Raw genomic sequence first — 22,570 nt, forward strand, 5'->3', positions numbered from 1 at the left:
TGTCCGGGCGTGTGGAGTATTGGATCGACAGCACATCAACATAAGGTTTGATGGCTTTCAGGTAGCTTTGAAATATTACGAAACAAAGAGGACAACCGGTTCCCCTTGTCCTGCTGTATAGTAGTGAAGATGATCACCTAGGATTATTAAAAGGCTAACAATTGGTAAACCGGCAATGATTCCACCTTGTTCGGGGTATGGCTATATACTCAAGGCGCAATTTAAGTTTTTGTCTTAAGGACAAGTAGTTTGGAACAGAAATTGTTGTCATCGGAAATAGAGACGGCAAGCGCTATTCCCATCTTTTAGGGTGGGTTACTTTTTTCGTTGATAATTAAAAGAGCTATGCTTCAAAGATTATCATAAGCGGATAGGGGTTTGGATTTGCAGGACATATTCATTTTATAAAATTAAGACAATTTTAGTTTGAATGTACTTCTTTTTCCATTATGATTATGAAAAGGAATGGGAAGGAGCGATGTTCATGAACCGCATTGAATTTAATCTGCCAACCATCATACGTGCTGGAAATGGTGAATTTCAACAAACAGGTACATACTTAAAAGAATTCATAAAGGGAACTCGAATCTTTATCGTAACGGACCCTGGAATTGAGCGAGTTGGGTTTGTAAAACAAGCTATTCAAATGTTAGAACGACAAGGCTATGAAACCCGTACATTTAATCAAGTGAAGCCAAATCCACGGGATATCGATTGTAAAACTGGCGGGGAAGAAGCTAAAGAATTTCTTGCGGATGCCATATTGGCGATAGGCGGGGGATCAGTAATTGATTCCGCAAAGGCGATTGCGATTTTGCAGTGCCTAGGCGGCGAGCCGCAGTATTACGCTGGGCGAAATAACGTTCCTCAAAAAGTAACCCCAATTGCTGTTGTTCCGACTACTGCTGGAACAGGTGCTGAGGTGACACGTTCATCGGTTATTACAGATACAGCAAAAAAGATTAAATTCACGATCAAAGACGTAAATATCGCACCAGTTTTAGCGATTGTGGACCCCGAGCTTACCTATGGATTACCTGCCCACTTAACTGCATCCACAGGAATGGACGCTTTGGTACACGCAATAGAAGCCTATACTTGTAAGGCATCAAATCCTATTTCAGACGGTCTGGCATTACAAGCATTGAAACATATCTATCCTTATTTAAGGACAGCTGTAAATGATGGAAATAATAAAGAAGCCCGTTACAACATGATGGTTGGATCCACCCTTGCAGGCATGGCTTTCTCCCATGCAGATGTAGCATCCGTTCATTGCATGGCTGAGGCGATCGGTGGATTATATGATACGCCACATGGGGTCGCAAATTCGATGTTCCTGCCATATATGGTCGAATTCAATGCAGGAGCGGATCTGAAAAAACATGCAACGATTGCGAGGACGATCGGTATCGCCCCTCCAAACGATTCCGATAAAGATGCAACCGCTCGCCTTGTAGAGGAATTAAAGCAGTTGGCTTCCGATTTATCCATCCCAACATTCCACTCATTACCTGAGGTGAACGAGAATGACTTCGATTATCTTGCCGAGTCATCGTACTTGAATGGATCTACACCAAGCAATGCAAGGGAAATAACAAAAGAAGACTATCTGGAACTATTTAAGATTGCTTATTCAAAAGAGTATACGAGAATTAGCCTGCAAAAATAAGGTTGGATCAGGTTCTCTGAAATGAAGAAAAACCAGCAATAGCGGTTTTTTTTTCCTTTTTCCTTTTCTTCTAACTTGGATCATTCTAGTCTAACTATAATGTCGAGAGGCTAATATTGCTTTACCATATTAAAGGCAGTATCATTTGACGTATTATCGTAAAAGGGAAGGATGAATAAGATGTCATTAGAAAGCGTATTAATTCATTTTAAACAGTGGAATCGTGAAGGTGATGTGTTGGAGTTTGAAACATTAAGTGCAACGGTTGAGCAGGCAGCTAATACCATTGGCGTCATCCCTGCTCGAATTGCAAAGACGTTAAGCTTCAGGGGGGAAGGGAACGAAGCCATCTTGATCGTTGCAGCCGGTGATGCAAAAATTGATAACAAGAAATTCCGCACCACATTTGGATTCAAGGCACGTATGCTAACGCCAGAGGAAGTGATAGAGCAAACCGGACATGTGATAGGTGGTGTTTGCCCTTTCGGATTGGAAAACGAAATGGACGTTTATCTAGATATCTCGATGAAACGTTTCAAAACCCTTTTCCCTGCATGTGGAACCAGAAACTCTGCTATTGAACTAACATGTGATGAATTATTTCAATATTCATTGGCTAAAGATTGGATAGATGTTTGTAAAGGATGGGAAGAGTCCCAGCTTATTGAGACAGTAACAGTAAGTAACGATGGATTTTGAATAAATCCTTAATTTATTGACCATGAATCAATGTTTCAAAAACAAATATTACCTCTCCATGGAAACGTTCAAAGAAAATGTTTACTCTAAATAAAGGTGAAATGAAGCACTGAAAATAATGATCAGTGCTTTTTTTTTATGGCGAGTTTGTTTCTTAGTTATTTACTGAAGTATTCAGGAGTAAGTTCTTTTTTTATTTTATTCATCAACAAAAGGGCAGGAGTTGATGAAGGAGAAAATTTAACCCAGAGGGAATAAGTATTATATTCTAAGCAATATGTATTGATTATCAACTGTCGTGTCCTTTATAAAAATAAAAAAGTCATCGGCAATGGGCTGTTACTGTAATACTTTTAAACTATGCATGTTTAGTTCATTAGTATGAGCGCTTAGGAGTTTCCTAAAGGTAATTTACTGCAGAAACTCTTTACCGGACCCGAAATCTCACAGTCTTTATATGGATTATTAATTTGTACTCCTAACATTAATATAAGAATTAGTTCCTGATTTCTTCCATATATGTAACTGAAAGGTTACTTAATGCGACTAATCAAGAAACCGAGTTATTAAGACATGGGGTGCGATATGAGAAATTTTATTTTCCTGACTTTATTATTGTTACTTATGTCCGGCTGTTCCATTCAAAGTAAAGGTTCGATATCAGAAGAAACAAAACCAAGAAAGATCGAAAAAGTCGTAATAATTGATAACAAAAAGCGAAAACCAATAATTCCTGATCCGATACCAACAGAAGAACTGGAAGTGTATAACGGTCCGGTTGAACATATTTTTTTTCATCCTCTCGTTATTTATCCTGAGATGGCGTTTGATGGTGACTCCATGTCTCAAGGATACAAGGACTGGTTCATCACCGTAAAAGAGTTTAATAAAATTATTGAATCACTATACAAAAAAAATTATATTTTGATCAAAATGTCTGATCTGTTTGATGTACAAGATATGAATGGAAAAACAATCCTCGGAAAAAAAGAGTTAAAACTGCCTAAAAACAAAAAGCCACTCGTCCTTTCTGTTGATGATTTAAATTACTATCAATATATGAGGGAAAACGGAAATGCCTATAAATTAATTATTGATAATGGAGGGGAGATCGCTACGTATTCAAAGGATTTGAAAGGGGTCGAGTCCATTTCAAGAGAACATGAAATCGTACCTATCCTGGAATCTTTTATAAATAAACACCCAGACTTTTCCTTTCACGGTGCACGAGGCATACTAGCTTTAACTGGATATGAAGGGATCTTAGGGTACCAAACACATGAATTAACCAAAAGCAGCTATCCTCAAGAAAAGGATGCTGCCTTGAAAGTTGTGAATAAATTAAAGCAAGAAGGCTGGGAATTTGCATCACATGGATATGGACATTTGAATACAAGAACCATAAGTTTGGAATTATTACGATCTGATACCGCCAGTTGGAAAAGAGAAGTCGAACCGTTGATAGGGAAGACCTCTATCTTTATTTACCCTTATGGTAGCAGTGTCTTGCCTGAAGATAAAAAGTTTAAAGCCTTGCAGGATGAGGGGTTTTCAATTTTTTGTTCAGTAGGACCAAATCCTTATCTCAAATCGAACGCACAGTTTGCCATGATGGATCGAGTCCATATCGATGGTGTTGCTTTTGAACAACAAAAGGATATTTTAGCGCGATTTTTTAATAGTGATGAGATCATTGACTCTTTAAGATATCAATAATCATATTATTTATAAAAATGGCTGTTTATTTAAAACATGACTCTATATTCTCTTTTTCTATTGAAAAGTAAGAAAATGGTTACGGAAATTCTAATGATATTTTATCTTTAGATAATCATATTATGTTAGTTACTCAGTTTATAAAAGAAATAGCTACCCAAAAGGATAGCTATTTTTTTACGTTATCAATTTTAATTTTATCAGATTGATCTTTGTTCAAGCGTGTCAGGGGTTTATTGTTTTAATCCTTTAAATAAAAATTCATAGATAATGTTGTTAGACCAATTATGTGGGAAAACTATCCTATACTGACTTTGAGGAGTGAGAGGATGTTCGTAAAAGGGAACATTATTGCAGGTGAATTTGATTCGAGTATCAATGAATTTTCCTTACAGAAAGTTAAGAATTTCGAAACAGAGTCGGTCCTTAATGAAGACCAGTTAAATAATATTTATCATTATTTAATAAAACATCAGCATGAAGAGGATGGGCAAATTATTACTTTATTCGATCAAATGCTTGTACGCTTAGCACAAAATGAGGTTAACCAGTTAATTGTTGATTTAGAGAAAGTAATGTCCTTGTATCACTAATACATATAAGAGTATTTTATACGAACTAAAGAAGCAGACCCCACTGGATCTGCTTCGTTTTATGATGGATTTGTTGACCATAATCCAGCTGTTTTAACGAATACTCTTGGATTAAATTTTAAACTAGCCACGACTAATTCTGCAAGGTCTTCTGGGTGCATCACGTTTTCTTCATTGCCTTTAACAAGATTTGTATCAATTGCTAAATCTGTAACGACCGTACTTGGTGTTAAAGCAGTAACACGGACATTATGTTTTCTTACTTCTAGCATAAGTGATTCAGTTAGCCCTAAAACAGCGAATTTAGAAGCACTGTATGCACTTGTAACAGGAGCACCTTTTTGACCAGCAGATGAAGAGATATTGATGATATCTCCTGATTTTCTTTCGATCATTCCTGGTAATACTGCTCTTGTTACATTATACACACCCATTAAATTGACTTGGATGATTTTTTCCCATTCTTCTGGTGTTAGATCAAGGAACCCACCGAATTTAGCAACACCAGCATTGTTGATTAGGATATCAATTGGGCCTAAATCTGATTTGATATGTTCAACAGCATGTGTAACGGATTCAAGGTCGGTCACATCTGCTGTTGCTGCAGAAACCTTTACATCATATTGTGCTAGTTCAGCAGTTACCTTTTCTAGATTAGACATATTTAAGCCGATTAGGCCTAAATGAACGCCTTCTTTTGCTAAGGCGATAGCAGTAGCACGTCCAATACCTCTTCCTGCGCCAGTAACTATTGCAGTTTTTCCATTTAAAGAAATCATTTTATCACTCCTAAAATTATTACAAATTGAAGTAGTACATTCTAACAGAAAGACCACAATACTGCATGGAAACAGCTTGCGGTCTTTCCTATTTAGAACTCGAGGAATAATATATTTATTCTAAGTTGGCGTGTCTACCGTACATTTTATTGGTATCCAAACCTTTTTTCTCCATGAACCGAAGAATCACAGCATCGTAAAATAATAAAAGTGTTTGCTCAAATAATGATCCCATTGGTTGAATCGTCTTAAAATCACTCTCCGACTGATCTTTAGGTGAGCCAGGCAACTTAATTGTGATATCCGCTAATTGTCCAATAGTGGACTCAGGGAAAATGGTTACAGCTGCAATCGTCCCACCGATGCTTTTTGCCTTTTCAGCCATGGAAACTAGACTTTTCGTTTCTCCTGAACCTGATCCAATGATTAAGATGTCATCTTTTTCAAAGTTAGGAGTTACTGTTTCGCCAATCACATAGGCATCTATCCCCATGTGCATCATTCGCATAGCGAATGATTTGGCCATAAATCCAGATCTACCTGCGCCTGCAACAAAGATTTTTTTGGATTCAAGAATCCCATTAACTAATTTTTCAGCTTCATCATTCGATATTAAATCTACGGAGCGATTTAACTCTTTTATGATTTCAGCTAGGTATTGAGTTGTATTCATGTTCTGAATTACCCTTGATTAATCATTTCTTGCATTTTGGCAGCAACAGCTTTTTTATCAGCTTGTCCAGTAATCCCGCCACCTACAATGACAAGGTCTGGTTGTACTTTGATAACTTCTGGAAGTGTCTCTAACTTAATACCACCTGCGATTGCAGTTTTAGCATTTTTTACAACACCTTTGATGGTTTGTAAATCTTCAAAAGAGTTCTTTCCAACTGCTTGAAGATCGTAGCCAGTATGAACACAAATATAATCAACGCCAAGTTCATCTAGTTCTTTTGCACGGGCTTCAATATCCTTAACAGCGATCATATCAGCAAGGATTTGTTTCCCTTGTTTTTTAGCTTCTTCTACTGCACCCTTAATTGACTCGTCTTCTGCAGTTCCAAGAATCGTAATGATGTCAGCACCTGCAGCAGATGCCTGGCTTACTTCATATCCAGCTGCATCCATAATTTTTAAGTCAGCTAATACGGTTAAGTTAGGAAATGCAGCTTTTACTTCTTTCACTGCTTTAAGACCTTCATTGATCACCACAGGTGTACCAATTTCTACAACATCAATATGCTCTTCTACCTCTTTCACTAATTCAATTGCTCCCGGAATATCGACAAGATCTAATGCTAATTGTAATTTCATTTATATTCGCTCCTTATGAATTTTAATTTGTTGTGCTAAGTAGCTGTCCTGAGACAGGTGTAAATGTTTCCATTTGAAAATATATTTACTCACTAGCACGTTGTTCAGTATACTCAGTATGTTATTAAATTAAAAGTACGCACTTTCATCGCATATAGTGCTAAAAAGTATACTATTGGATAAAATAAGGGGGAGGTGAAGTGAATGCCAAATTTAGGAGAGAAAACTTTCAACTGTGAAAAAGAATTAACACTTTCAATAATTGGTGGTAAATGGAAATTGTTGATTTTATGGCATCTAGGCAAAGAAGGAACGAAACGATTTGGTGAATTAAAATCCCTTATGCCGGGAATTACCCAAAGAATGCTTGTTAATCAATTACGCGAACTTGAAGATCATTTAATAGTACATCGTGAAGTTTACCCTGTAGTTCCACCGAAAGTTGAATATTCATTGACTGAGCATGGAAAAAGACTTTTACCGATCATAGATGCTATGTATGAATGGGGAAAAGATTATATTGAGAATGTATTGGAAAAGGAAACGGAGGATTGATCATCTGTTAAGTAGAAAAAAGTTTCCTTGCATCCTGTAAGACAATCATAACTTACCACGGTTAAGCTATTTTTAACCGTGGTTTTTATATTACTGTGTATTTAAGAACGTACGCGAGATTCATTGTGTTGCCATTTAGAGAGGATTGTTTAGGTTTCTTTTCAATATATGGTGAAGGGTTTCACTTAAGTTAACTGGTGCGATGATCTAATAAGGATTATCGCCTTTTCTAATGGAACTTATGTTAATTTATTTTTAATCAACATGTAAAATGATTCCAATAGATTAGTTCCATAAAGTTGTATACTAATACGAAGTATATAGACAAACAAATAGTGACGTTTAAATCTTTGATTGTAACGAAAGGAAGTATCATTTTGAAAAGTACCGGTGTTGTAAGAAAGGTAGATGAATTAGGGAGGATTGTCATCCCTATAGAATTACGAAGAATTATGGAGATCGAACAAAAAGATGGATTAGAGATATTTGTAGAAAATGAAAAGGTCATATTAAAGAAGTATGAAGCAAATAATGCTTGTGTTGTGACAGGTGAAGTAACAAATGACAATAAGATGTACTTCAATGGAAAAATTATTTTAAGTCCTAATGGTGCAGAATCCCTTCTGGATGAACTGAAAACATTATAAGTTGTTTGAAGCAGCATAACCATAGCGTTGTGCTGCTTTTCTTTTTTTTTTATGGTAATCGTTCGCAAATGAGGGATGAAAAGAAGTAAATGCATGAAAGAGCAACTCATTCAAGCAATCGTTATTAACACTATTCTTTCACGATCTAGTGCTTTTATGGAAAAGTGGATCATTAAGTATGTATGCAATAAGAGGATATTCAATTGGAATGGCACTAATTAAAAAAACTAAGTAGCATCATTATTTAGGAATACTTACTTTTTTAATGAACTTTTAGATAATATACAATGTTTACTTTTTAGTCACTACTCCTAACCTGGTGTTGTTTCCACAGTACTCGCAATATAATGCATCCGTCACGTTAATACTTTCACACTCGATGTTTTACCGATTTGCTGAAGACTGATTGGCAGCTCAATCTTTTCTTTAAGCATCGCTTCCGGCAACAAAAGTTCACGTGCAAAGACATCGGCTTCACGTTCGATCACTTTTCACTGACAGTCCGTTAAATCAATGTCATTCATATATGCTGCATGATCTAAAGCAATATGTCCCAGCTTCCCTTCCTCTTCATCATCTAAAAAAGATCTTCGATTCCTCAAAAAGGTTCACGCTTCCATTTTAAATGTACAGACACAGCCAAGCCCAGCTCCGCATAAACATAAAGAAGTAAGTATGCCTTGGAGGTGCTGTTATGTCATTAGTAGGTGTGTTGGCTTATTTTTTCAAAGAAGTTATGCTTTTTGTCTCATATGTAAAAAACAACGCTTTTCCACAGCCGCTGTCTGAGAATGAAGAAAAGCAGTACTTAAAAGATATGGCAAATGGCGATGAGCATGCCCGGGGATTGCTGATCGAGCATAACCTGAGATTGGTGGCACATATTGTAAAAAGGATATAAACACAACACAATGTCAGATTATATATCAGGATTCCTTATATCATCGAGTTTTAGCATAGTTAGAAGAAGACTGAAATACGAAAAAGCAATCGTACATAAGGGGAAAGATAAGATAAGTTTTATATAATAATGAAAAATTAGTCAATCAATTATATTGGTATGGAGATTCTTTAATTAGATGGTCTTGCTTTTATTTGTTAAAATTAGGATGTTGGTTTGATGGAATTAGAATTTGCATTTTCGAAGATAATCGAAAAAACAATTCAAGAAAATGCTAAAAGCACTGCGAATTGCAGTGCTTTTTCGATTGCTAATTTATATGCGATTCTCTATGTTATTTCACTTTTTGTACTCCAAAAGAGAACCCGTTAAAGACATTGCCAAGGTCTTTTTTCTACAAATAAACACTTGCATAAAATAGTTGCCTTCATCCCTTTACCCCCCAAAAAATAAAAAAACACTCAATTTACTTGGGTGCTCGTATAATCAAATCTTCACGCTCGATTTGTTTTACGGAATAATTTGTGGGGTTAAATTTTACTAGACGTCCGTCCTCTTCAATTTCTTTATTTTTTTGTTCAATCCATAGACCAATTGCCTCTATACTGTTTTTAGCTGACACAACTACACTATTGTTACCTGATTCAATTAAATACAAGAAATTGTATTCCATGATAGACCTCACGCTATATATTATTTTGTTTCAATATTCAACAACTAGAGATAAAGTCCCTGCTAGTTACTTAAATCGATTAATAAGATATTTTACTTTTTCAAAAATACTATCCTCGAAATAAGTAACATTTCCCGAATCCAGAGCAAGGAATTTTATGACGTCAACCACTTCTTTAACAATCCAATCTTCACCTTGTGTAATTACTGATAATGCTTTTGGTTTGAAATGAGCAAAATCATTCCTATATAGTATCATTTTATCTATGGCATTTTGCTGTGGTTCGCTAATTTTTAAAATCTTACTATCGAATTGTTGCATCATGTATGATTCATTCTGACAGTGTTCGAGTATAGTTTTAATACTTAATAATTGACTTGAATTGTATTCCACAGTGCTATCTAATAAATTACTGCCTTGTTCTACATCAAAACCCAATTCATACTTGTAAAAATCGATAATTTCTTTTTTCTTTTGTTCCAGTTTCTTTTTTCCTAATTTCATTTCTAGAACTCTTTCTGTACTAGTACCTTTAATCGCACATACACCAAAGCCATAAAGAGCACCATGTAATGAAATGATCATCCATTTAAACCAATAATTATCAACTCTGTTATTGAAGTAAAAAGCAGCTTTTTCTAAGTAATCTATTGCATTATCTAATTCATTTGTTCTAAGTATGTCTCCCAAATAATCCACCTCATAAATAGTTTATATCTTATAAGGTTGTAAGTAAATTATGCATTACATTATGCAGGAAAGAAATGATTTGCTTCTTCAGGTAATCGGTGTGTTAATTGAAGAACGGCATCTATTTTAGATGCCGTTCAATCAGTTAGTTATCATAATAGTAACAAACTTTGCGAAATGAGTCTTAAAAAAACAGCACGCAAAATGTGTGCTGTATTGGAGACATTTAATTTGAAACATATTCCTTGATATCAATTTTTTTTGCTTTGCAATTAAATCCAAGGAGGTCTAGCAAATTGTATATTTGATTGTTGTTTAAACTGTTTGATTCTCTATTTAATTTCAATGCACAATTTGTTGCATAATCAGCCCACTCTTTCGATGTATCATAAGAAAGATGGGGAAAGTAATGTGATTCATCTCTATGACATTTTTCAAATCGTAACAAACTACTTAATGGATTAAAATGACCTAATAATTTCAATTGTTCTCGTGCATTCCATTTATCCTGTGCACTCTTAAAAGAGTAGGATGCTTTTACCCGTTTTTTCCTTTCTCCATTTAGAATGTCACCTTCATAAACAAGTATATTCAAATCATGATGTGGCGTAAGATTTGATAAAATGATTTTTTTCTTTTCACTGATTTCATCATAGTTTATTTTTAATCCAAGTAACTGCAATATTTTAATGGTTGCTGATGGACCAGAACCACTATATCCACATGTTGCTCCAGATAACCACACTTCTAAGTCCCATTCATCGTTTCGCAAGATTAATGTATAATTAGTTTCTTTTTCATATGGCTCCCCGTCGGATACCCCAAAATCAGACACTCTTCTATAACTAGCTGGTATATCCTCGTTCTCGAAATACACTTGAAAGCTTGTCACATTACCAATGACAGGCAATATTCCGCGTACAAACTTCACAGTTGAATGTGGATCACCACAATATCTTATAACACTCATACTCAAACCCTCCTTTAATCCATATAGTTTATGATTTAAAGAAATAGTTAGAACAAGCAGCTATTTAAATGGGTTTAAATAATAAATCACAAGTTTTACTAATGGAGTGCTTTTTTTTACAAAATCATTTAATTGTATGGAAAAAAATGTCGATTAATCATATAATATAAAGACAGAAAATTAAAGAAATTCAACGGGGGTTATTATGCAAAAGATAATTGATGATGCATATATATGGATAAAAAATAACTGGCACCGTATCAGTTCTTTATTCTTTTCATATATATTTATTTTTGTTGCTATGGTTGTTGCAATAGGATTTGATAGTAATAAAATTTCTAAACTTTTTTGGTTTGTATACATACTAATTTTTTTTGTTCTTACAATTCTTTGGTTTTATTATAGAAGACTTGAGAGATGTAAAAATGGGAAAATCGGGATAGTTCTAGCATTTAAAACTGAAAATGTTCATCAATTTAATAAATTACAGCATGACTTCATTCAACAAATAAAAGAGAGTTTAGATGCAGAGAGTTTTACGGTTATCAACCTCCCATATAATAGATGTAATGAATTAAATCCAAATGACGATTCAATGCTAAAATGTCTGAACAAAACACAAGCACATATGTTGATTTATGGTGTTTGTCGTGAAGGTAAGAAAAAAGGAAAAGAAAAATACGAAATTAAAATGTTTAGTATGATTAGACATAAACCTTTAGCAGTAGACACACTAAGTGGTTTGCAAAATGAATTAAATTATTTTACAAATTCAATGTTAATTGATAAAGAGGATTCACTAACTTCTTATAAACTTTCATCAAATTGGCTTACCACATATGCTCGTTATTTTGTAGGTCTTGCAGCGTTAATTTCACATGATACCAATACATCATTTAAAGTTTTTGAAAGTTTAAAAAAGGATCTTCAAAAAGAAAAAAATTCTTTCAAACCTGTAAAAGAAATAAAAAAGAGAGTAAATTTTCATTTCTCTAATGTTTGCCTTCTCTCAGCAATAAAAGAATATAAAATGTTTTGGAAAACGAAATGTTATCAAAATTTAGAAGCATCACAGAAATATATTGAATTGTACGAATCTGTAAGTGATGATCGCTATACTCCTGCCATTTATCACTCCATTTTTTCCTTTTTAATAAACAGAAATATAAATAGAGCAAAAGGGTTACTGGATAATGTGCAATCTATTAATGATTCTAGTCATAAGTTTAATATGGGTTTTTTATTTGCATATGAAGGTAAAATTACTGAGGCAATAAAATGTTACAGGCAAGCAATAAAAATGCCAAATAATGAATTTATCTTAATTGAAATAGAACAATTTATAGAATATATATTAGAAATTGAACCAGAAAAATACCATCTTTATCTGTGCCTAGCATGGATAAACAGCTTTAAAGGGGACAATTTATTGGGAAAAAAAGATTTACAACGATTTTTGAGATTTGCAACACATGACGATAAACAAAGATATATAAGTTTAATTGAAGAAATTAATATCAAATTAGAAGACCAAATTATACTTGATGTTGGCTAATATTTAAGAATTAGGGGAGAAGCTAAATTGTTTACCGATACGTTTGCTTCATTTATTCAGGAGATCGATGAAACGATTGTCTCCAAAAAAGACACGCTGACTTGTCATGAGATTTTTGAAACACAAGAGAGAATAAAAGGATTACTCGGAGAATTTGCTCAAAGCAAAGCTAATTTTACAGGTTTTACCGAGATGCTGGTTTATCGTTTCTTATACCATCATTGTGTGCCTTCAGGTGCAGTAATTCATGCAGGTAAAAGATATGATGGAAAGCGTATGCAAGCCAAAAATTCATCAAAAGTAAAAACACAGTCGCCTGACATTACTATTGAAACTGCTGGAAAGATTCAATACTTGTTTTCAATCAAGGCGAATCCTGGTGGAGCGAAGGCAGAGTTGGATGATGTGAATAGCCCAATTGTGAAAAAACTACTTGGCGCGATCGACATTAACGATACCATTCCAGTATCCGTACAAGATATTAACCGTATTGAAAACCTTTATGAAAAACAAGGTGATTTCAGAGCACTAACTATTTATTACAGTACACCTTCTGTTGAGAATGAGAGAATGTTGAATAAAATTCAAATTGAATTCCCTTGGTATAATTATTTGGTCTTAAATAATAATCATGATTTTCTATGTAGACAACTTAATTTTTTAATGAGCAAAAATGAAATTAAAAAATAAAAGCCCTTTTACAAGTAGCCCTTTTAATAAGGGCTTTTTATTATAGGCATTGAAAAATATATAAATATCACACTGATAAAAAATATTTTAAAATAAAAGAATGCACATTTTCATTCGTACAATTTATGATAATACGATAGCAAAAGAACATGTTTATTGATTATTATCCATTATTTTTTTGGTAATACTGGTAAAAAAATATCGAGGTATTACTATGAATTATATACAGAAAATAAGAAATTTTATATTAATGAAAGAAAAAGAAAATCAATATTATAGGTTAATTCTGCTGTCTAAAGTTAATGAAAAAATTGATGGAAATAAAGATAGTACTAATCGAAGTTTGATAAGATTTTTAGAGAAAAGCGGCGGAATGAACACAAAAACATTTAACGGTCTTTTAGAAGCAATTGAAGATTTAGAATCTAAAAGAGTTCTATCCAAGATACTATTTAGTGAAATAAACTATACAGAGATTTTAACAGTAACTGATATATCAAAAGAATTAAAAAAACATCTAGCTGATGAACATATTGTCACAAAAGTTCGAGTGTTATTTAGAACTACCGTTAAATTTTGTGAAAATCCAAATAGTACTGAGTTCATGGAAAATATGAATAAATTAATAGACTTTTTAGAAATAAAAAAAGACGGATAAAAATTTCCGTCTTTTTTCTATTTATTAACAAATTACAAACAAAAAAATAATATTTAAATGTAAAAATCAGCTAAAGAAAAAAATATGAATTGAAAAAAACATAATAAAATTACATCAAAATTTATTTTTTGATTTTATTTTGATGGTCGACTATTACCAATGACGCAGGTTTTTACACTTGATATATTGCAGGTGTAGCATATTTACCACCTCTGAAAGATTTTCGGTAGATCTTCGCGAAACAAATCTTTGATTTCAATATGTAATTTGGTACACAGTTTTGGAATAAACTCTGGCTTAATTTTTCCTTTATCACGTTCCAAGGTACTTAAATAATTAACGGATACATTTAGTTCATCTGAAAGTTGTTTTAGTGTAAGGCCCTTATTGACGCGGTAATAATTTAAATTGCTACCAAAAGACATAATAATCACCCCTTCTTCCATTATTTCAGAATAAAATCGCTTTATACATGGAAGAATAATTTGCATTACCTGTTTCGGTATATTTGCATGAAAAATGAGAAAAATAGGTTTAGTTAACAAACCTAAAATTAGATCTTTGTAAAGATTATATTGGAGTGTTAAAAATGGAAACTGGTCTCGCTTATAGTCGTAAATCAATAAAAATTCCTGGCTTATCAGAAAAGGATAGCGTAGGTTACCAACAATCATATTTGGATAATTACGGCCAAAAAAATAAAATTAATATTCTTAAGCATTATAGTGATGTTGGATATTCAGGAATAACCACTAAACGACCTGACTTTCAAAAAATGCTAAATGACGTAAAAACAATGGAGATTCATACGATATTGTTCTTTTCTGTTGATAGAATGGGAAGAGAAATTGGAAATAATATTTCAGTCTTATTAGAAATAATGCAGCATGTAAAAAGGATAATTTTTGTTTCGGAGAATCTTTCCACTGATTCCTTTCATTTCAAACCAATGTTTTTGTTGTTATCTGGAATGTCTGAGATGATACGCGAAAATGTACTAAAGACCACAGCTCTTGGCAGGAGAAAAAAAATACTTGAAAGAAAAACATTTATTGGTTCGGTTGTTCCTACGGGTTTTACTAAAGAAATAGGTGATGTAAAAAATGCGAAGTTGATTCCTGCAACAAAATTGAATACAGACGATCAAGCTGAAATAAACGGCTTGGTAATAGTTCAACACATTTTTTATTGCTTTTTGATGGGGGTCTCCTTATCAAAAATAGCAAAAAGTTTAAATAATCATTTTGGCCTAACAAACAAAGGCTGTTTATGGGATTACAGTTCCGTACGTTATATTTTAAAAAATGTTGTTTATACAGGCAAATTAAAAGGAAAGATTGATGGGTATGAATTCTATTTTCATGAAGATGCAAATGTTGAACCGCTGATTGATCCATTGCTGTTTGAATTTGTACAAAATATCTTTAGATATAATACCACTGGAAGAAAAAAACAAGTTTTGAATCGATTGCCGAATTTTAACTTGTGTAAAAATTGTTTATCTATGTTGTGTGAAATTAATGGTAAAATACGCTGCCATGTGTGCAACCAATCAGTTGATGCACAGGTTGTTGAAAATATCATTCAAGACGCACTTCAAGAAATTTTAAAGGACGGTTTTTCATCTTTTAAATGGGATTCAGAGTTACAAAATTCTCTAAGTATTATTGAGTTTAAGAAAACGAAGATATTAAGAAAAATAATGATGTTGGAAGAAATAAAATCAAGAATTGATTTGAAGGAAGATTCAAACAGCAAAAAGAATATGCTTGAAGCGAACACAACGGAATTGATGAAATACAAAAATGATTTGTTTTTTACAGATGAAATTATTTCTAATCTAAATAAAACGGACCCAAGGGATTTACAAAAGAAAATGGCCATGGAGCTTGAAAGTTATATATTAAAGCTTCCTTATCTTATCGTCATAGATATGTTTGACTGTGTAATTGAAATAGTATTTCATGATAAGTCACTTTTGAAAGGAGTTTCAGAATCAAAGATATGAAGAATAATATCTATCAGATTTTAAAATATGGTGTTGCGTATGTTCGAACATCAAGTTTATCAAATCCCAAAGAAAGTATCCCTAATCAAATTAAGGAGATAAAAAAACATTGTAAAAAAAACAATGTCTATCTTTTAAAAATATTTATTGATGAGGCGAAAACTGGAACATCGGTCGACAATCGTGAACAATATAAGCTTTTTAGACAAACAATAGAAAATGAACAAATAGATACAGTTATGGTTTCATTTTCAAACAGGTTAGGCAGGGAATCATATGAAATCGCAATGCTACTAAGTCAAGTTATAAAAAAAAGGAATCTTGAATTCGTAAGTGTTTCCGAAGGTCTTGTAACTGAAAATCTAAGTCCATTACAGATCGCCATGATAAGTCTTCAGGCAGAGATGGAAAATAATATAAGAATAAAAGTCACTCAAGAAGGATGGAAAAAGGCTTTAGAACAGGGGAAATTCGCATATGGAACTGTACCGTTCGGTTATCAAAAGAATGCAGGAAGCTTTTTAGAAATTAATGAAAAAGAAGCTACAATTGTAAGGAAGGTATTTGAGCTTTTTATAGAAGGTTTTAATACTGCACAAATAGAAGAATATTTGAGACAAAACAAAATATCTAAACCCGATGGTTCATATTTGACTAGACATCATGCATATAATATTTTGAAAAACAGGACATATACAGGCAGAATATATAAGAAATCTCACTTACAAAAGCCACATTCTAAAAAAAGAATTTATCTAGAAAACACTCCTGCTTCTACCAATCCCCATCCAGCAATTATTTCCGAGGTATTGTTTGATACTGCTCAAGAAATTAAAAGTAGTAGAAGCATAGGTTATAGTAGAGCAAAGCAATTTCATTTATTGTCTAGATGTCTATGTTGTCCATTTTGTTCTTCTGTAATGTATGGTGAATACCGTTCCGATAGGTATGTATGTAGAGGGAAAATCAATGGCGAAAAATCGTGTCTATTCTCTTTGAAAAAAAATGATATCGAAGAAAAAGTTTTTGAATTCTTAAAGAAATTGGATGTACTACCTGTTGATGAAAAATCGGTAAATCTTGATCGTAATGTATTGGAAATTAAGAATAAAAATAGTCTTTTATTAAAGAAGTCTAAATTAGAAATCAACTATGCGAAAGGAAAATTATCTTCTTCTTCTTATGAAAAATGTATTGCTGAAATAGAAAATCAGCTTAAAGAAACCCAAATGAAAGAATTTAAGGTAATTGGGAAAACTAAAACTTTCTCTGAATTGATAGAGAGAAGAGAATACAAACTTTTGGCCACTGAAATAAGAAATCAAAAAATGAAATTTACATTGGATGAAAATGAGAATGTCACACTAGTGAATTAAGGGTAAAGGAACGCAGATTTCCTTTACCCTTAATTTTTTAATAAAAAGAATGGGCAGACCGTTATAACGGTCTGCCCATTCTTGGTATTAAATCAGAAAAATTAATAAATAATATAAACATAGGAGGTGTAGTTTATTTGAAAGGCTCAAGTAAGCAAGATGATGAATGGATAGTTAAGTTTATAAATTCACCTATAAAAGATCAAGTTGATTTTTTATTTCGTTACTCAATGAATTCTTCTTTGTTTAAAGAAGTTGAAGAAAAATTGAAAACTCCATAGATTGATTAATTTACTACTCTTTATAAAATAAATAACTATCATCAGGGTGCTCACCCATTATTTCTTCAATAGAATTCCAAACTGAAATATTGTCAATTTTATACTCTTTAGAATTGATGTGTATACTCTTGTTAGCAACATTGATATTTTTTTTCTTGATAAGTAAAACTTTTTCGATAGGTATTAATGTTATATCGGTTAGTTTAGAAGCTAATAAAACTCGATTTAAGTCCATTATTACCTCGTAGAGTTAGTTTTGGATATCATTGTAACCATTTGATTTTTTTATATACATTGATTACATTTTTTCTTAAATGGACATGTAACTTTAGCTTCTATTTTTTTTCTAATAAATCTATATTAAAGGAAAGGGCCGATATAATTATCGGTCCTTTAAATCTTAAGGTTTTAAATTCTGCGTATTTTCCAAAAATTTAATTGTATTTGTATACTTAGGTGCGATTTCAGGTATAAATGGCCCCATATCAGTAAAAAGTTTATACAACTCTTTTTCATTAAACTCCCATTTTACACATCGATCCATACCTCTTACTGACCTTTTAAAAGGAATATGGTCGTATTTAATCCATGTTTCTGGATATTCATTACCCAGGTGGAATATTGGTGAAGGAGTTAAGATAACTCCAATCCAGTCAGTAGACTCATGCCAGCTAGCAGATTCATCCACGGCTGCGCCAACCATTATATTTTCTTTGAATGAAAACTCACCATAGGATGTAGCTCCTCTTAAAGGGATGGCTCGTTTAATTGATTCAGGTATAGCTCTTTCACATATTTCAGCATGAATTTGTAAGGCATAACGTGCAATACCAGGAGTGAAAATGGCAATAGTATCCGAAATACTTAATACGGTAGTGTTTATACCTCTCGCTTCTGGATTTTCTGAACTAATTTTGAAAGTGATCTCAGTAGCCAATTCTTTTATTAAATAGACAAGACCGTGTAATAAATTAATAGCGTCTTTTTGTTTTTCCCAAATCCCTTTCCATCCTAAAACATCTAAAAAGGTAACTGCTCCGTTTTTAACTTCTATATCAATTTTTTCTTTTTTCTTCTCTAAACTAACTGCCATTACTTGTACCCCCTAAATATTCCTCTAGGGGTATTTACTTCACACACTCTAATCCATTCAGAAATATCATCCATCGCAGATTGTACTTCATCTTTACTTAGACCCTGCTCTTCAGCTTGATCCCAAAGCCATTCTAGGAAGCCTGGGAGGTCAATTGGATAACTAATAGAATCATGTTTCAGAGCTTTATATAAGAATGGTATACCTTGCTTATCACAAGGACCATCATAGCTTAGGAATGAGAAATTCCAACCTTCAGGAGTTCGGACTAATTTATATAAATCATCATGTCCCCATCGTTTTGAAAATATTTTTAAATTGAAAGTATTTCCAATAGTTACATCTTCTGGATCGTCATTTGCATGCGTATTATCTAAATAATCTATTAAATCCTCTGTCGGGTGTATATGGCGATAAAAATCAGGGTGATCAGGAAGTAAGCCTCTATTCTCTATCATATATTTGTGGTGTTTTGGTTTAGGTTCAAGCTGCATGTGCAATTCGTGTGCTAATTTTGCCATGTTGTCAAATATTTCTTTAGTTTCTTCATGGGTTAGCTCGTTCTTTGGTATATCATCTTTTAAAACCTTTAAATAACTTTCGATTTTATTACGAAGTTCCTGTTGATTAGGATTCAAATCTACACCGCTCAATTGAATTACTCCTTTATATTATAGATATGTATATGAATATTTTACCATAACACCGAACTTAAAAAAGCAAATGCAATTACTTATGTTTTTTAAATATTCAAGTTTAGCGATTTTATACAACAACATGGATTGACGGGTTTCCATAGATAGAAAAACTTAGCATAAGTACTGAATCTGTAACGATATTAATTACTTCAAGTAATTAGATTTTTATTACTATTTTTTTACTAATTAATATTATCAATCTAATAATATGGTAAAATTTATGTAGAAAAAATGTAAGCGGAGGCGGATAGATGAGTACTGATATTGAAGAGAATGTAGAGACCATCGTTATTCAAAACGTGGATAAAGATAAAGAAATTGAAAGAATTGAAAGCTTACTCGAAAAAGAAACGGAGAAAAAATTAGATGTAGTAAAGCATTATCTTTTAAGGCATCATGGCGTCAATCAAGCAATCAGCAACGTCGAACAATTGAAAACTTATCTTAGAACAGATGATGTGGACGAGGAAATCCTTATTGGAATATATGAAGAACTTGACCAATCCTTTTCACAAGGTTATCCCAACTTTATCTACGAGTACAAACTGAATGATGGCAATGCGCTTAACGAACTTAAAACCAAAATTGAAACATGCCTTCCTTTGAATGCAGAAAAAACATATCGCGAGAATATCTACACTTATATCAAAAGAGTAGGAGAAGTAACCATTCTTGACGGAGATCTTTTAAAGTTTCCTGTTACCTATGAAAAATTTAAAGAGAGAGTTGACTTCGGAGGACTTAAGAGTAAAGGGGACTCTGAAAGCAAAACAACGTTTGATGTTGTTTTTGATTCTTCGACTGAACTATGTTTCATACAATGTGGAGAGAAGACGCAGGCTAATGTAGCGTATAGAGTAATCCATAAGCATGTCACCAGAATTTTTAATTCTTTCGATCCTTTTTCTGTTAGCAGAAAGAAGTTACGGACAACTGTTGAAAATGAACATGCATTGGATAAACAGACCATTATCTTACTTGATTACATCGAGAAAACCATCAATGAGGACGGTCATGAAATAAACGATTACCTCAGTGTCGCTTTTGCAAATAAAAAGCAAAATAAGAAAGTCCGTTCCGTTAGATTAAGCGGCAACAATCTTTTGGAGAGTTATGAAGTTGGTGATCGTGTGAGGTTGGGAGATCAGATTAAATCGGTTCGGTTTCAACTGCGGTTTCAAACAGGAGAAAATATGATTGAAATGGTCAACGTTTCAGTTGATTTTCAAGCCACTCTAAAGATTAAATATACAAATTTAAATAACAAATTAAACGTTTGTAACATCAACAGACATTTAATATCCAAAATCAACAAATCCTTAACTAAGGTCTATAAAGAACAAGAAGTAGATGCCAGCCTTAAAGAAATTGTCGCCAGGGCAAAAGTACGGGACTTTGCTTTCCTTGTAAACGTACTTGGTCAGGTTAAAGAGGATATCAATCAGTTATCTTTAAGTGCAGCTGATAAAGCAAATGTTTTGGATGTGATCAATAAATACCTAACCGAGGAGTGATATAGAGTGAGGTATTGCAATGGGTTTTATCTTTTTCAATTGGAACAAGATATCCCTGATGTAGTTGAATCAATGGAAATTTGTCATCGATGGGAGTACGTCAAAACAGTCGGTGACTTCCGTTGCTATTCCTTTTCATATTATGTAACAAATCAGATGCTGATCGATTTTGACGAAGCAGCTATCTGGATCAATGAGAGTAAAAATCTCATCATTGTATTTACGCAAAATGAAGAATTATTGGATTATGTTTTTCAAAGCATGCGAATGAAGCTGCATATCAATACCAGTCCTTATGAGTTAGGCATCCATTCCCTTTTATTAAGAGATGGAAAAAGCGTTATGACGGGGATGTATAAACAGCGGTTTTCAAATAAAGTAACGACATCGGTAATCCGTTCTGATCATGAAAGAATTCAAGTGATTGAAATACTACTAAATGGTGATGCAATTGGCAGACATGATAGAAATATTGAGAGCAGTACTTGTTGGAATTAAGAATCAGCTCATCCTCGCAGAAGAAACAGTAGAATATACGAGCTGGTTAACGGCTAGTATCTTTTCTGTATTAGGTGTTTTCACTATTTTTTTATCTCATCAATATCAGAATCACACCTCTGAATTGACGAAACTGACATGGATGATGAAAAATAATGTCCGAAAAAAGGATCAAGATGAATTTGCACAAAATATTGTGGACTTTGAGTATTACAGTAAGTCCCCAGAGGTACTTTTAAAAGCCGTTGTAACAAGCATAATTGTTCTTTGGGGAATAGTGCCCATATGGTTCATTGCTGGTCTTTCTAAGTTCTTTTTAATTTTGGCGAATAAAGGAACCGTTCATTTTTTATCTTTGGTGTTAATCTTAATCGTGACGGCAATATTTATTTTCTTTTCAATCAGATTGATTAAAATTTTATCGAAACTGAGTGAAACGGAAGAGGAAGGCACAAGAATCCTAACTGTGACTGATTTATTTAATGCTAAAAATCTGGCTGAAAAAAATTTCGATTTAACTAATTTGTTAAATATGAATAATACTACTTGGAGCTTTTTGATTACTGGCGAGGAGCCTTATACTCAAATTCAAATTACCAGCGAATATGGTATACATAACTATTCTTTGCTTTTGTATATAGAATCCCTAGAGTATGAAATTTATTTGAGTACACCAATACCCACGGAGCATTCTTCAACTTTGTCCAATAAAGTGGACATGTCATTAACTGAACAACAAAGAGTCGATATACAAAGGTTTTTTCATAATGTGAATAGTAGCGATATGAGGGTTTTACAAGTCATAATGGTTGAAGGAAAATTATTCTGTTACAACAGCAGAATAGAAAAACAAAATGATATTTACAATGTATCAATGCTCGAACCAAAATCATGTATTGATTTGCCGACAGAGATAGAGAATGACATTAGAGGATTAAAACCATTCGTTGATATAGTGAAAAATTAAATAAATATGTTTTTATAAAAGAA

Annotated in this window: 26 protein-coding genes and 1 pseudogene; 16 read left to right on the forward strand and 11 right to left on the reverse strand. The window is 33.1% G+C overall.

Features of this window, described 5'->3' with window-relative positions; genetic code table 11:
- The first annotated feature begins 484 nt into the window (after nucleotides 1-484).
- The 4 genes from RGB74_RS06940 to RGB74_RS06955 all read left to right on the forward strand — a co-directional run bounded on the left by RGB74_RS06940 (nucleotide 485) and on the right by RGB74_RS06955 (nucleotide 4,680).
- Entirely contained in the window at nucleotides 485-1,672 is a 1,188-nt protein-coding gene (locus RGB74_RS06940) for an iron-containing alcohol dehydrogenase (protein WP_310762261.1), read from the forward strand.
- 180 nt (nucleotides 1,673-1,852) lie between these two features.
- Nucleotides 1,853-2,371: a YbaK/EbsC family protein gene (locus tag RGB74_RS06945; RefSeq protein ID WP_310762262.1), complete on the forward strand. Its 519-nt coding sequence runs from the start codon at nucleotides 1,853-1,855 to the stop codon at nucleotides 2,369-2,371.
- A gap of 585 nt (nucleotides 2,372-2,956) precedes the next feature.
- Nucleotides 2,957-4,087 carry a polysaccharide deacetylase family protein gene (locus RGB74_RS06950; RefSeq protein WP_310762263.1) on the forward strand — a complete coding sequence of 377 codons (1,131 nt, stop codon included), beginning with the start codon at nucleotides 2,957-2,959 and terminating at the stop codon, nucleotides 4,085-4,087.
- Between the two features lie 329 nt (nucleotides 4,088-4,416).
- Nucleotides 4,417-4,680 (forward strand): hypothetical protein, encoded by a 264-nt coding sequence (locus RGB74_RS06955; RefSeq protein ID WP_310762264.1) that lies wholly within the window; start codon nucleotides 4,417-4,419, stop codon nucleotides 4,678-4,680.
- 59 nt (nucleotides 4,681-4,739) lie between these two features.
- Here the strand turns inward: RGB74_RS06955 and RGB74_RS06960 are convergent, their stop codons facing one another.
- The 3 genes from RGB74_RS06960 to hxlA all read right to left on the reverse strand — a co-directional run bounded on the left by RGB74_RS06960 (nucleotide 4,740) and on the right by hxlA (nucleotide 6,773).
- Nucleotides 4,740-5,459, reverse strand: a complete 720-nt coding sequence (locus tag RGB74_RS06960; RefSeq protein ID WP_310762265.1) for a 3-ketoacyl-ACP reductase — start codon at nucleotides 5,457-5,459, stop codon at nucleotides 4,740-4,742.
- 115 nt (nucleotides 5,460-5,574) lie between these two features.
- Nucleotides 5,575-6,132, reverse strand: coding sequence for a 6-phospho-3-hexuloisomerase (gene hxlB / locus RGB74_RS06965; RefSeq protein WP_310762266.1), 558 nt, complete (start codon nucleotides 6,130-6,132; stop codon nucleotides 5,575-5,577).
- Nucleotides 6,133-6,140: 8 nt separating this feature from the next.
- Nucleotides 6,141-6,773, reverse strand: coding sequence for a 3-hexulose-6-phosphate synthase (gene hxlA / locus RGB74_RS06970; RefSeq protein WP_310762267.1), 633 nt, complete (start codon nucleotides 6,771-6,773; stop codon nucleotides 6,141-6,143).
- 204 nt (nucleotides 6,774-6,977) lie between these two features.
- Here hxlA and RGB74_RS06975 point away from each other — a divergent pair, with 204 nt between their 5' ends.
- The gene (locus tag RGB74_RS06975; protein WP_310258146.1) at nucleotides 6,978-7,328 is read left to right on the forward strand and encodes a winged helix-turn-helix transcriptional regulator; all 351 of its coding nucleotides are present in this window, start codon (nucleotides 6,978-6,980) and stop codon (nucleotides 7,326-7,328) included.
- A 377-nt stretch (nucleotides 7,329-7,705) separates the two neighbouring features.
- The gene (locus RGB74_RS06980) at nucleotides 7,706-7,975 is read left to right on the forward strand and encodes an AbrB/MazE/SpoVT family DNA-binding domain-containing protein (protein ID WP_310762269.1); all 270 of its coding nucleotides are present in this window, start codon (nucleotides 7,706-7,708) and stop codon (nucleotides 7,973-7,975) included.
- A 356-nt stretch (nucleotides 7,976-8,331) separates the two neighbouring features.
- On the opposite strand, the gene RGB74_RS06985 is transcribed toward RGB74_RS06980, so the two are convergent.
- On the reverse strand, nucleotides 8,332-8,463 hold the full coding sequence (locus RGB74_RS06985; RefSeq protein ID WP_310762270.1) for an ImmA/IrrE family metallo-endopeptidase: 132 nt from the start codon (nucleotides 8,461-8,463) through the stop codon (nucleotides 8,332-8,334).
- A gap of 206 nt (nucleotides 8,464-8,669) precedes the next feature.
- Here RGB74_RS06985 and RGB74_RS06990 point away from each other — a divergent pair.
- Nucleotides 8,670-8,870, forward strand: a pseudogene (locus tag RGB74_RS06990) (RNA polymerase subunit sigma-70); the annotation flags it as partial.
- A gap of 472 nt (nucleotides 8,871-9,342) precedes the next feature.
- On the opposite strand, the gene RGB74_RS06995 reads toward RGB74_RS06990, so the two are convergent.
- The 3 genes from RGB74_RS06995 to RGB74_RS07005 all read right to left on the reverse strand — a co-directional run bounded on the left by RGB74_RS06995 (nucleotide 9,343) and on the right by RGB74_RS07005 (nucleotide 11,209).
- On the reverse strand, nucleotides 9,343-9,549 hold the full coding sequence (locus RGB74_RS06995) for a hypothetical protein (protein WP_310762271.1): 207 nt from the start codon (nucleotides 9,547-9,549) through the stop codon (nucleotides 9,343-9,345).
- 66 nt (nucleotides 9,550-9,615) lie between these two features.
- Nucleotides 9,616-10,239, reverse strand: a complete 624-nt coding sequence (locus RGB74_RS07000; protein ID WP_310762273.1) for a hypothetical protein — start codon at nucleotides 10,237-10,239, stop codon at nucleotides 9,616-9,618.
- A 226-nt stretch (nucleotides 10,240-10,465) separates the two neighbouring features.
- Entirely contained in the window at nucleotides 10,466-11,209 is a 744-nt protein-coding gene (locus tag RGB74_RS07005) for a hypothetical protein (protein ID WP_310762274.1), read from the reverse strand.
- Nucleotides 11,210-11,414: 205 nt separating this feature from the next.
- Between RGB74_RS07005 and RGB74_RS07010 the strand changes: the two genes are divergently transcribed.
- From RGB74_RS07010 to RGB74_RS07020, 3 genes are all read left to right on the forward strand, one after another.
- On the forward strand, nucleotides 11,415-12,764 hold the full coding sequence (locus RGB74_RS07010; protein ID WP_310762275.1) for a tetratricopeptide repeat protein: 1,350 nt from the start codon (nucleotides 11,415-11,417) through the stop codon (nucleotides 12,762-12,764).
- Nucleotides 12,765-12,791: 27 nt separating this feature from the next.
- Entirely contained in the window at nucleotides 12,792-13,454 is a 663-nt protein-coding gene (locus tag RGB74_RS07015) for a hypothetical protein (RefSeq protein WP_310762276.1), read from the forward strand.
- A 214-nt stretch (nucleotides 13,455-13,668) separates the two neighbouring features.
- Entirely contained in the window at nucleotides 13,669-14,112 is a 444-nt protein-coding gene (locus RGB74_RS07020) for a hypothetical protein (RefSeq protein WP_310762277.1), read from the forward strand.
- Between the two features lie 203 nt (nucleotides 14,113-14,315).
- On the opposite strand, the gene RGB74_RS07025 is transcribed toward RGB74_RS07020, so the two are convergent.
- Entirely contained in the window at nucleotides 14,316-14,786 is a 471-nt protein-coding gene (locus RGB74_RS07025) for a helix-turn-helix domain-containing protein (protein WP_310762278.1), read from the reverse strand.
- On the opposite strand from RGB74_RS07025, the gene RGB74_RS07030 reads away from it, so the two are divergent.
- The 3 genes from RGB74_RS07030 (at nucleotide 14,702) to RGB74_RS07040 (ending at nucleotide 17,777) form a co-directional block, all read left to right on the forward strand.
- Nucleotides 14,702-16,120 carry a recombinase family protein gene (locus RGB74_RS07030; protein WP_310762279.1) on the forward strand — a complete coding sequence of 473 codons (1,419 nt, stop codon included), beginning with the start codon at nucleotides 14,702-14,704 and terminating at the stop codon, nucleotides 16,118-16,120. The genes RGB74_RS07025 and RGB74_RS07030 overlap by 85 nt on opposite strands.
- Nucleotides 16,117-17,496 carry a recombinase family protein gene (locus RGB74_RS07035; RefSeq protein ID WP_310762280.1) on the forward strand — a complete coding sequence of 460 codons (1,380 nt, stop codon included), beginning with the start codon at nucleotides 16,117-16,119 and terminating at the stop codon, nucleotides 17,494-17,496. Before RGB74_RS07030 ends, RGB74_RS07035 begins: the two co-directional genes overlap by 4 nt.
- A 137-nt stretch (nucleotides 17,497-17,633) precedes the next feature.
- Nucleotides 17,634-17,777, forward strand: coding sequence for a hypothetical protein (locus RGB74_RS07040; protein WP_310762281.1), 144 nt, complete (start codon nucleotides 17,634-17,636; stop codon nucleotides 17,775-17,777).
- 13 nt (nucleotides 17,778-17,790) lie between these two features.
- On the opposite strand, the gene RGB74_RS07045 is transcribed toward RGB74_RS07040, so the two are convergent.
- From RGB74_RS07045 to RGB74_RS07055, 3 genes are all read right to left on the reverse strand, one after another.
- A complete protein-coding gene (locus RGB74_RS07045; RefSeq protein ID WP_310762282.1) occupies nucleotides 17,791-18,012 on the reverse strand; it encodes a hypothetical protein in 222 nt (73 codons plus the stop codon).
- A 165-nt stretch (nucleotides 18,013-18,177) separates the two neighbouring features.
- Entirely contained in the window at nucleotides 18,178-18,870 is a 693-nt protein-coding gene (locus RGB74_RS07050) for a hypothetical protein (protein ID WP_310762283.1), read from the reverse strand.
- Entirely contained in the window at nucleotides 18,870-19,523 is a 654-nt protein-coding gene (locus RGB74_RS07055) for a hypothetical protein (protein ID WP_310762284.1), read from the reverse strand. Before RGB74_RS07055 ends, RGB74_RS07050 begins: the two co-directional genes overlap by 1 nt.
- A gap of 296 nt (nucleotides 19,524-19,819) precedes the next feature.
- On the opposite strand from RGB74_RS07055, the gene RGB74_RS07060 reads away from it, so the two are divergent.
- The 3 genes from RGB74_RS07060 to RGB74_RS07070 are packed head-to-tail and all read left to right on the forward strand — an operon-like array spanning nucleotide 19,820 to nucleotide 22,547.
- The gene (locus tag RGB74_RS07060; protein WP_310762285.1) at nucleotides 19,820-21,082 is read left to right on the forward strand and encodes a hypothetical protein; all 1,263 of its coding nucleotides are present in this window, start codon (nucleotides 19,820-19,822) and stop codon (nucleotides 21,080-21,082) included.
- 6 nt (nucleotides 21,083-21,088) lie between these two features.
- On the forward strand, nucleotides 21,089-21,580 hold the full coding sequence (locus tag RGB74_RS07065) for a hypothetical protein (RefSeq protein WP_310762286.1): 492 nt from the start codon (nucleotides 21,089-21,091) through the stop codon (nucleotides 21,578-21,580).
- Complete coding sequence (locus tag RGB74_RS07070; protein WP_310762287.1) at nucleotides 21,534-22,547, forward strand: hypothetical protein; 1,014 nt, start codon at nucleotides 21,534-21,536, stop codon at nucleotides 22,545-22,547. The genes RGB74_RS07065 and RGB74_RS07070 overlap by 47 nt, the downstream gene beginning before the upstream one ends.
- The last annotated feature ends 23 nt before the right edge of the window (nucleotides 22,548-22,570 follow it).

It is taken from the genome of Bacillus sp. NEB1478 (assembly GCF_031582965.1).
In the GTDB taxonomy this organism is placed as follows: Bacteria; Bacillota; Bacilli; order Bacillales; family Fictibacillaceae; genus Fictibacillus.

Coding starts and splice junctions, on each gene's coding strand:
- RGB74_RS07025 (WP_310762278.1), bottom strand. CDS start 14,786: ATGATTGTTGGTAACCTACGCTATCCTTTTCTGATAAGCCAGGAATTT.
- RGB74_RS07050 (WP_310762283.1), bottom strand. CDS start 18,870: ATGGCAGTTAGTTTAGAGAAGAAAAAAGAAAAAATTGATATAGAAGTT.
- RGB74_RS06960 (WP_310762265.1), bottom strand. CDS start 5,459: ATGATTTCTTTAAATGGAAAAACTGCAATAGTTACTGGCGCAGGAAGA.
- RGB74_RS07060 (WP_310762285.1), top strand. CDS start 19,820: ATGAGTACTGATATTGAAGAGAATGTAGAGACCATCGTTATTCAAAAC.
- hxlA (WP_310762267.1), bottom strand. CDS start 6,773: ATGAAATTACAATTAGCATTAGATCTTGTCGATATTCCGGGAGCAATT.
- RGB74_RS07030 (WP_310762279.1), top strand. CDS start 14,702: ATGGAAACTGGTCTCGCTTATAGTCGTAAATCAATAAAAATTCCTGGC.
- RGB74_RS07010 (WP_310762275.1), top strand. CDS start 11,415: ATGCAAAAGATAATTGATGATGCATATATATGGATAAAAAATAACTGG.
- RGB74_RS06955 (WP_310762264.1), top strand. CDS start 4,417: ATGTTCGTAAAAGGGAACATTATTGCAGGTGAATTTGATTCGAGTATC.
- RGB74_RS07045 (WP_310762282.1), bottom strand. CDS start 18,012: ATGGACTTAAATCGAGTTTTATTAGCTTCTAAACTAACCGATATAACA.
- RGB74_RS06995 (WP_310762271.1), bottom strand. CDS start 9,549: ATGGAATACAATTTCTTGTATTTAATTGAATCAGGTAACAATAGTGTA.
- RGB74_RS07020 (WP_310762277.1), top strand. CDS start 13,669: ATGAATTATATACAGAAAATAAGAAATTTTATATTAATGAAAGAAAAA.
- RGB74_RS06975 (WP_310258146.1), top strand. CDS start 6,978: ATGCCAAATTTAGGAGAGAAAACTTTCAACTGTGAAAAAGAATTAACA.
- RGB74_RS07005 (WP_310762274.1), bottom strand. CDS start 11,209: ATGAGTGTTATAAGATATTGTGGTGATCCACATTCAACTGTGAAGTTT.
- hxlB (WP_310762266.1), bottom strand. CDS start 6,132: ATGAATACAACTCAATACCTAGCTGAAATCATAAAAGAGTTAAATCGC.
- RGB74_RS06950 (WP_310762263.1), top strand. CDS start 2,957: ATGAGAAATTTTATTTTCCTGACTTTATTATTGTTACTTATGTCCGGC.
- RGB74_RS06945 (WP_310762262.1), top strand. CDS start 1,853: ATGTCATTAGAAAGCGTATTAATTCATTTTAAACAGTGGAATCGTGAA.
- RGB74_RS07035 (WP_310762280.1), top strand. CDS start 16,117: ATGAAGAATAATATCTATCAGATTTTAAAATATGGTGTTGCGTATGTT.
- RGB74_RS06940 (WP_310762261.1), top strand. CDS start 485: ATGAACCGCATTGAATTTAATCTGCCAACCATCATACGTGCTGGAAAT.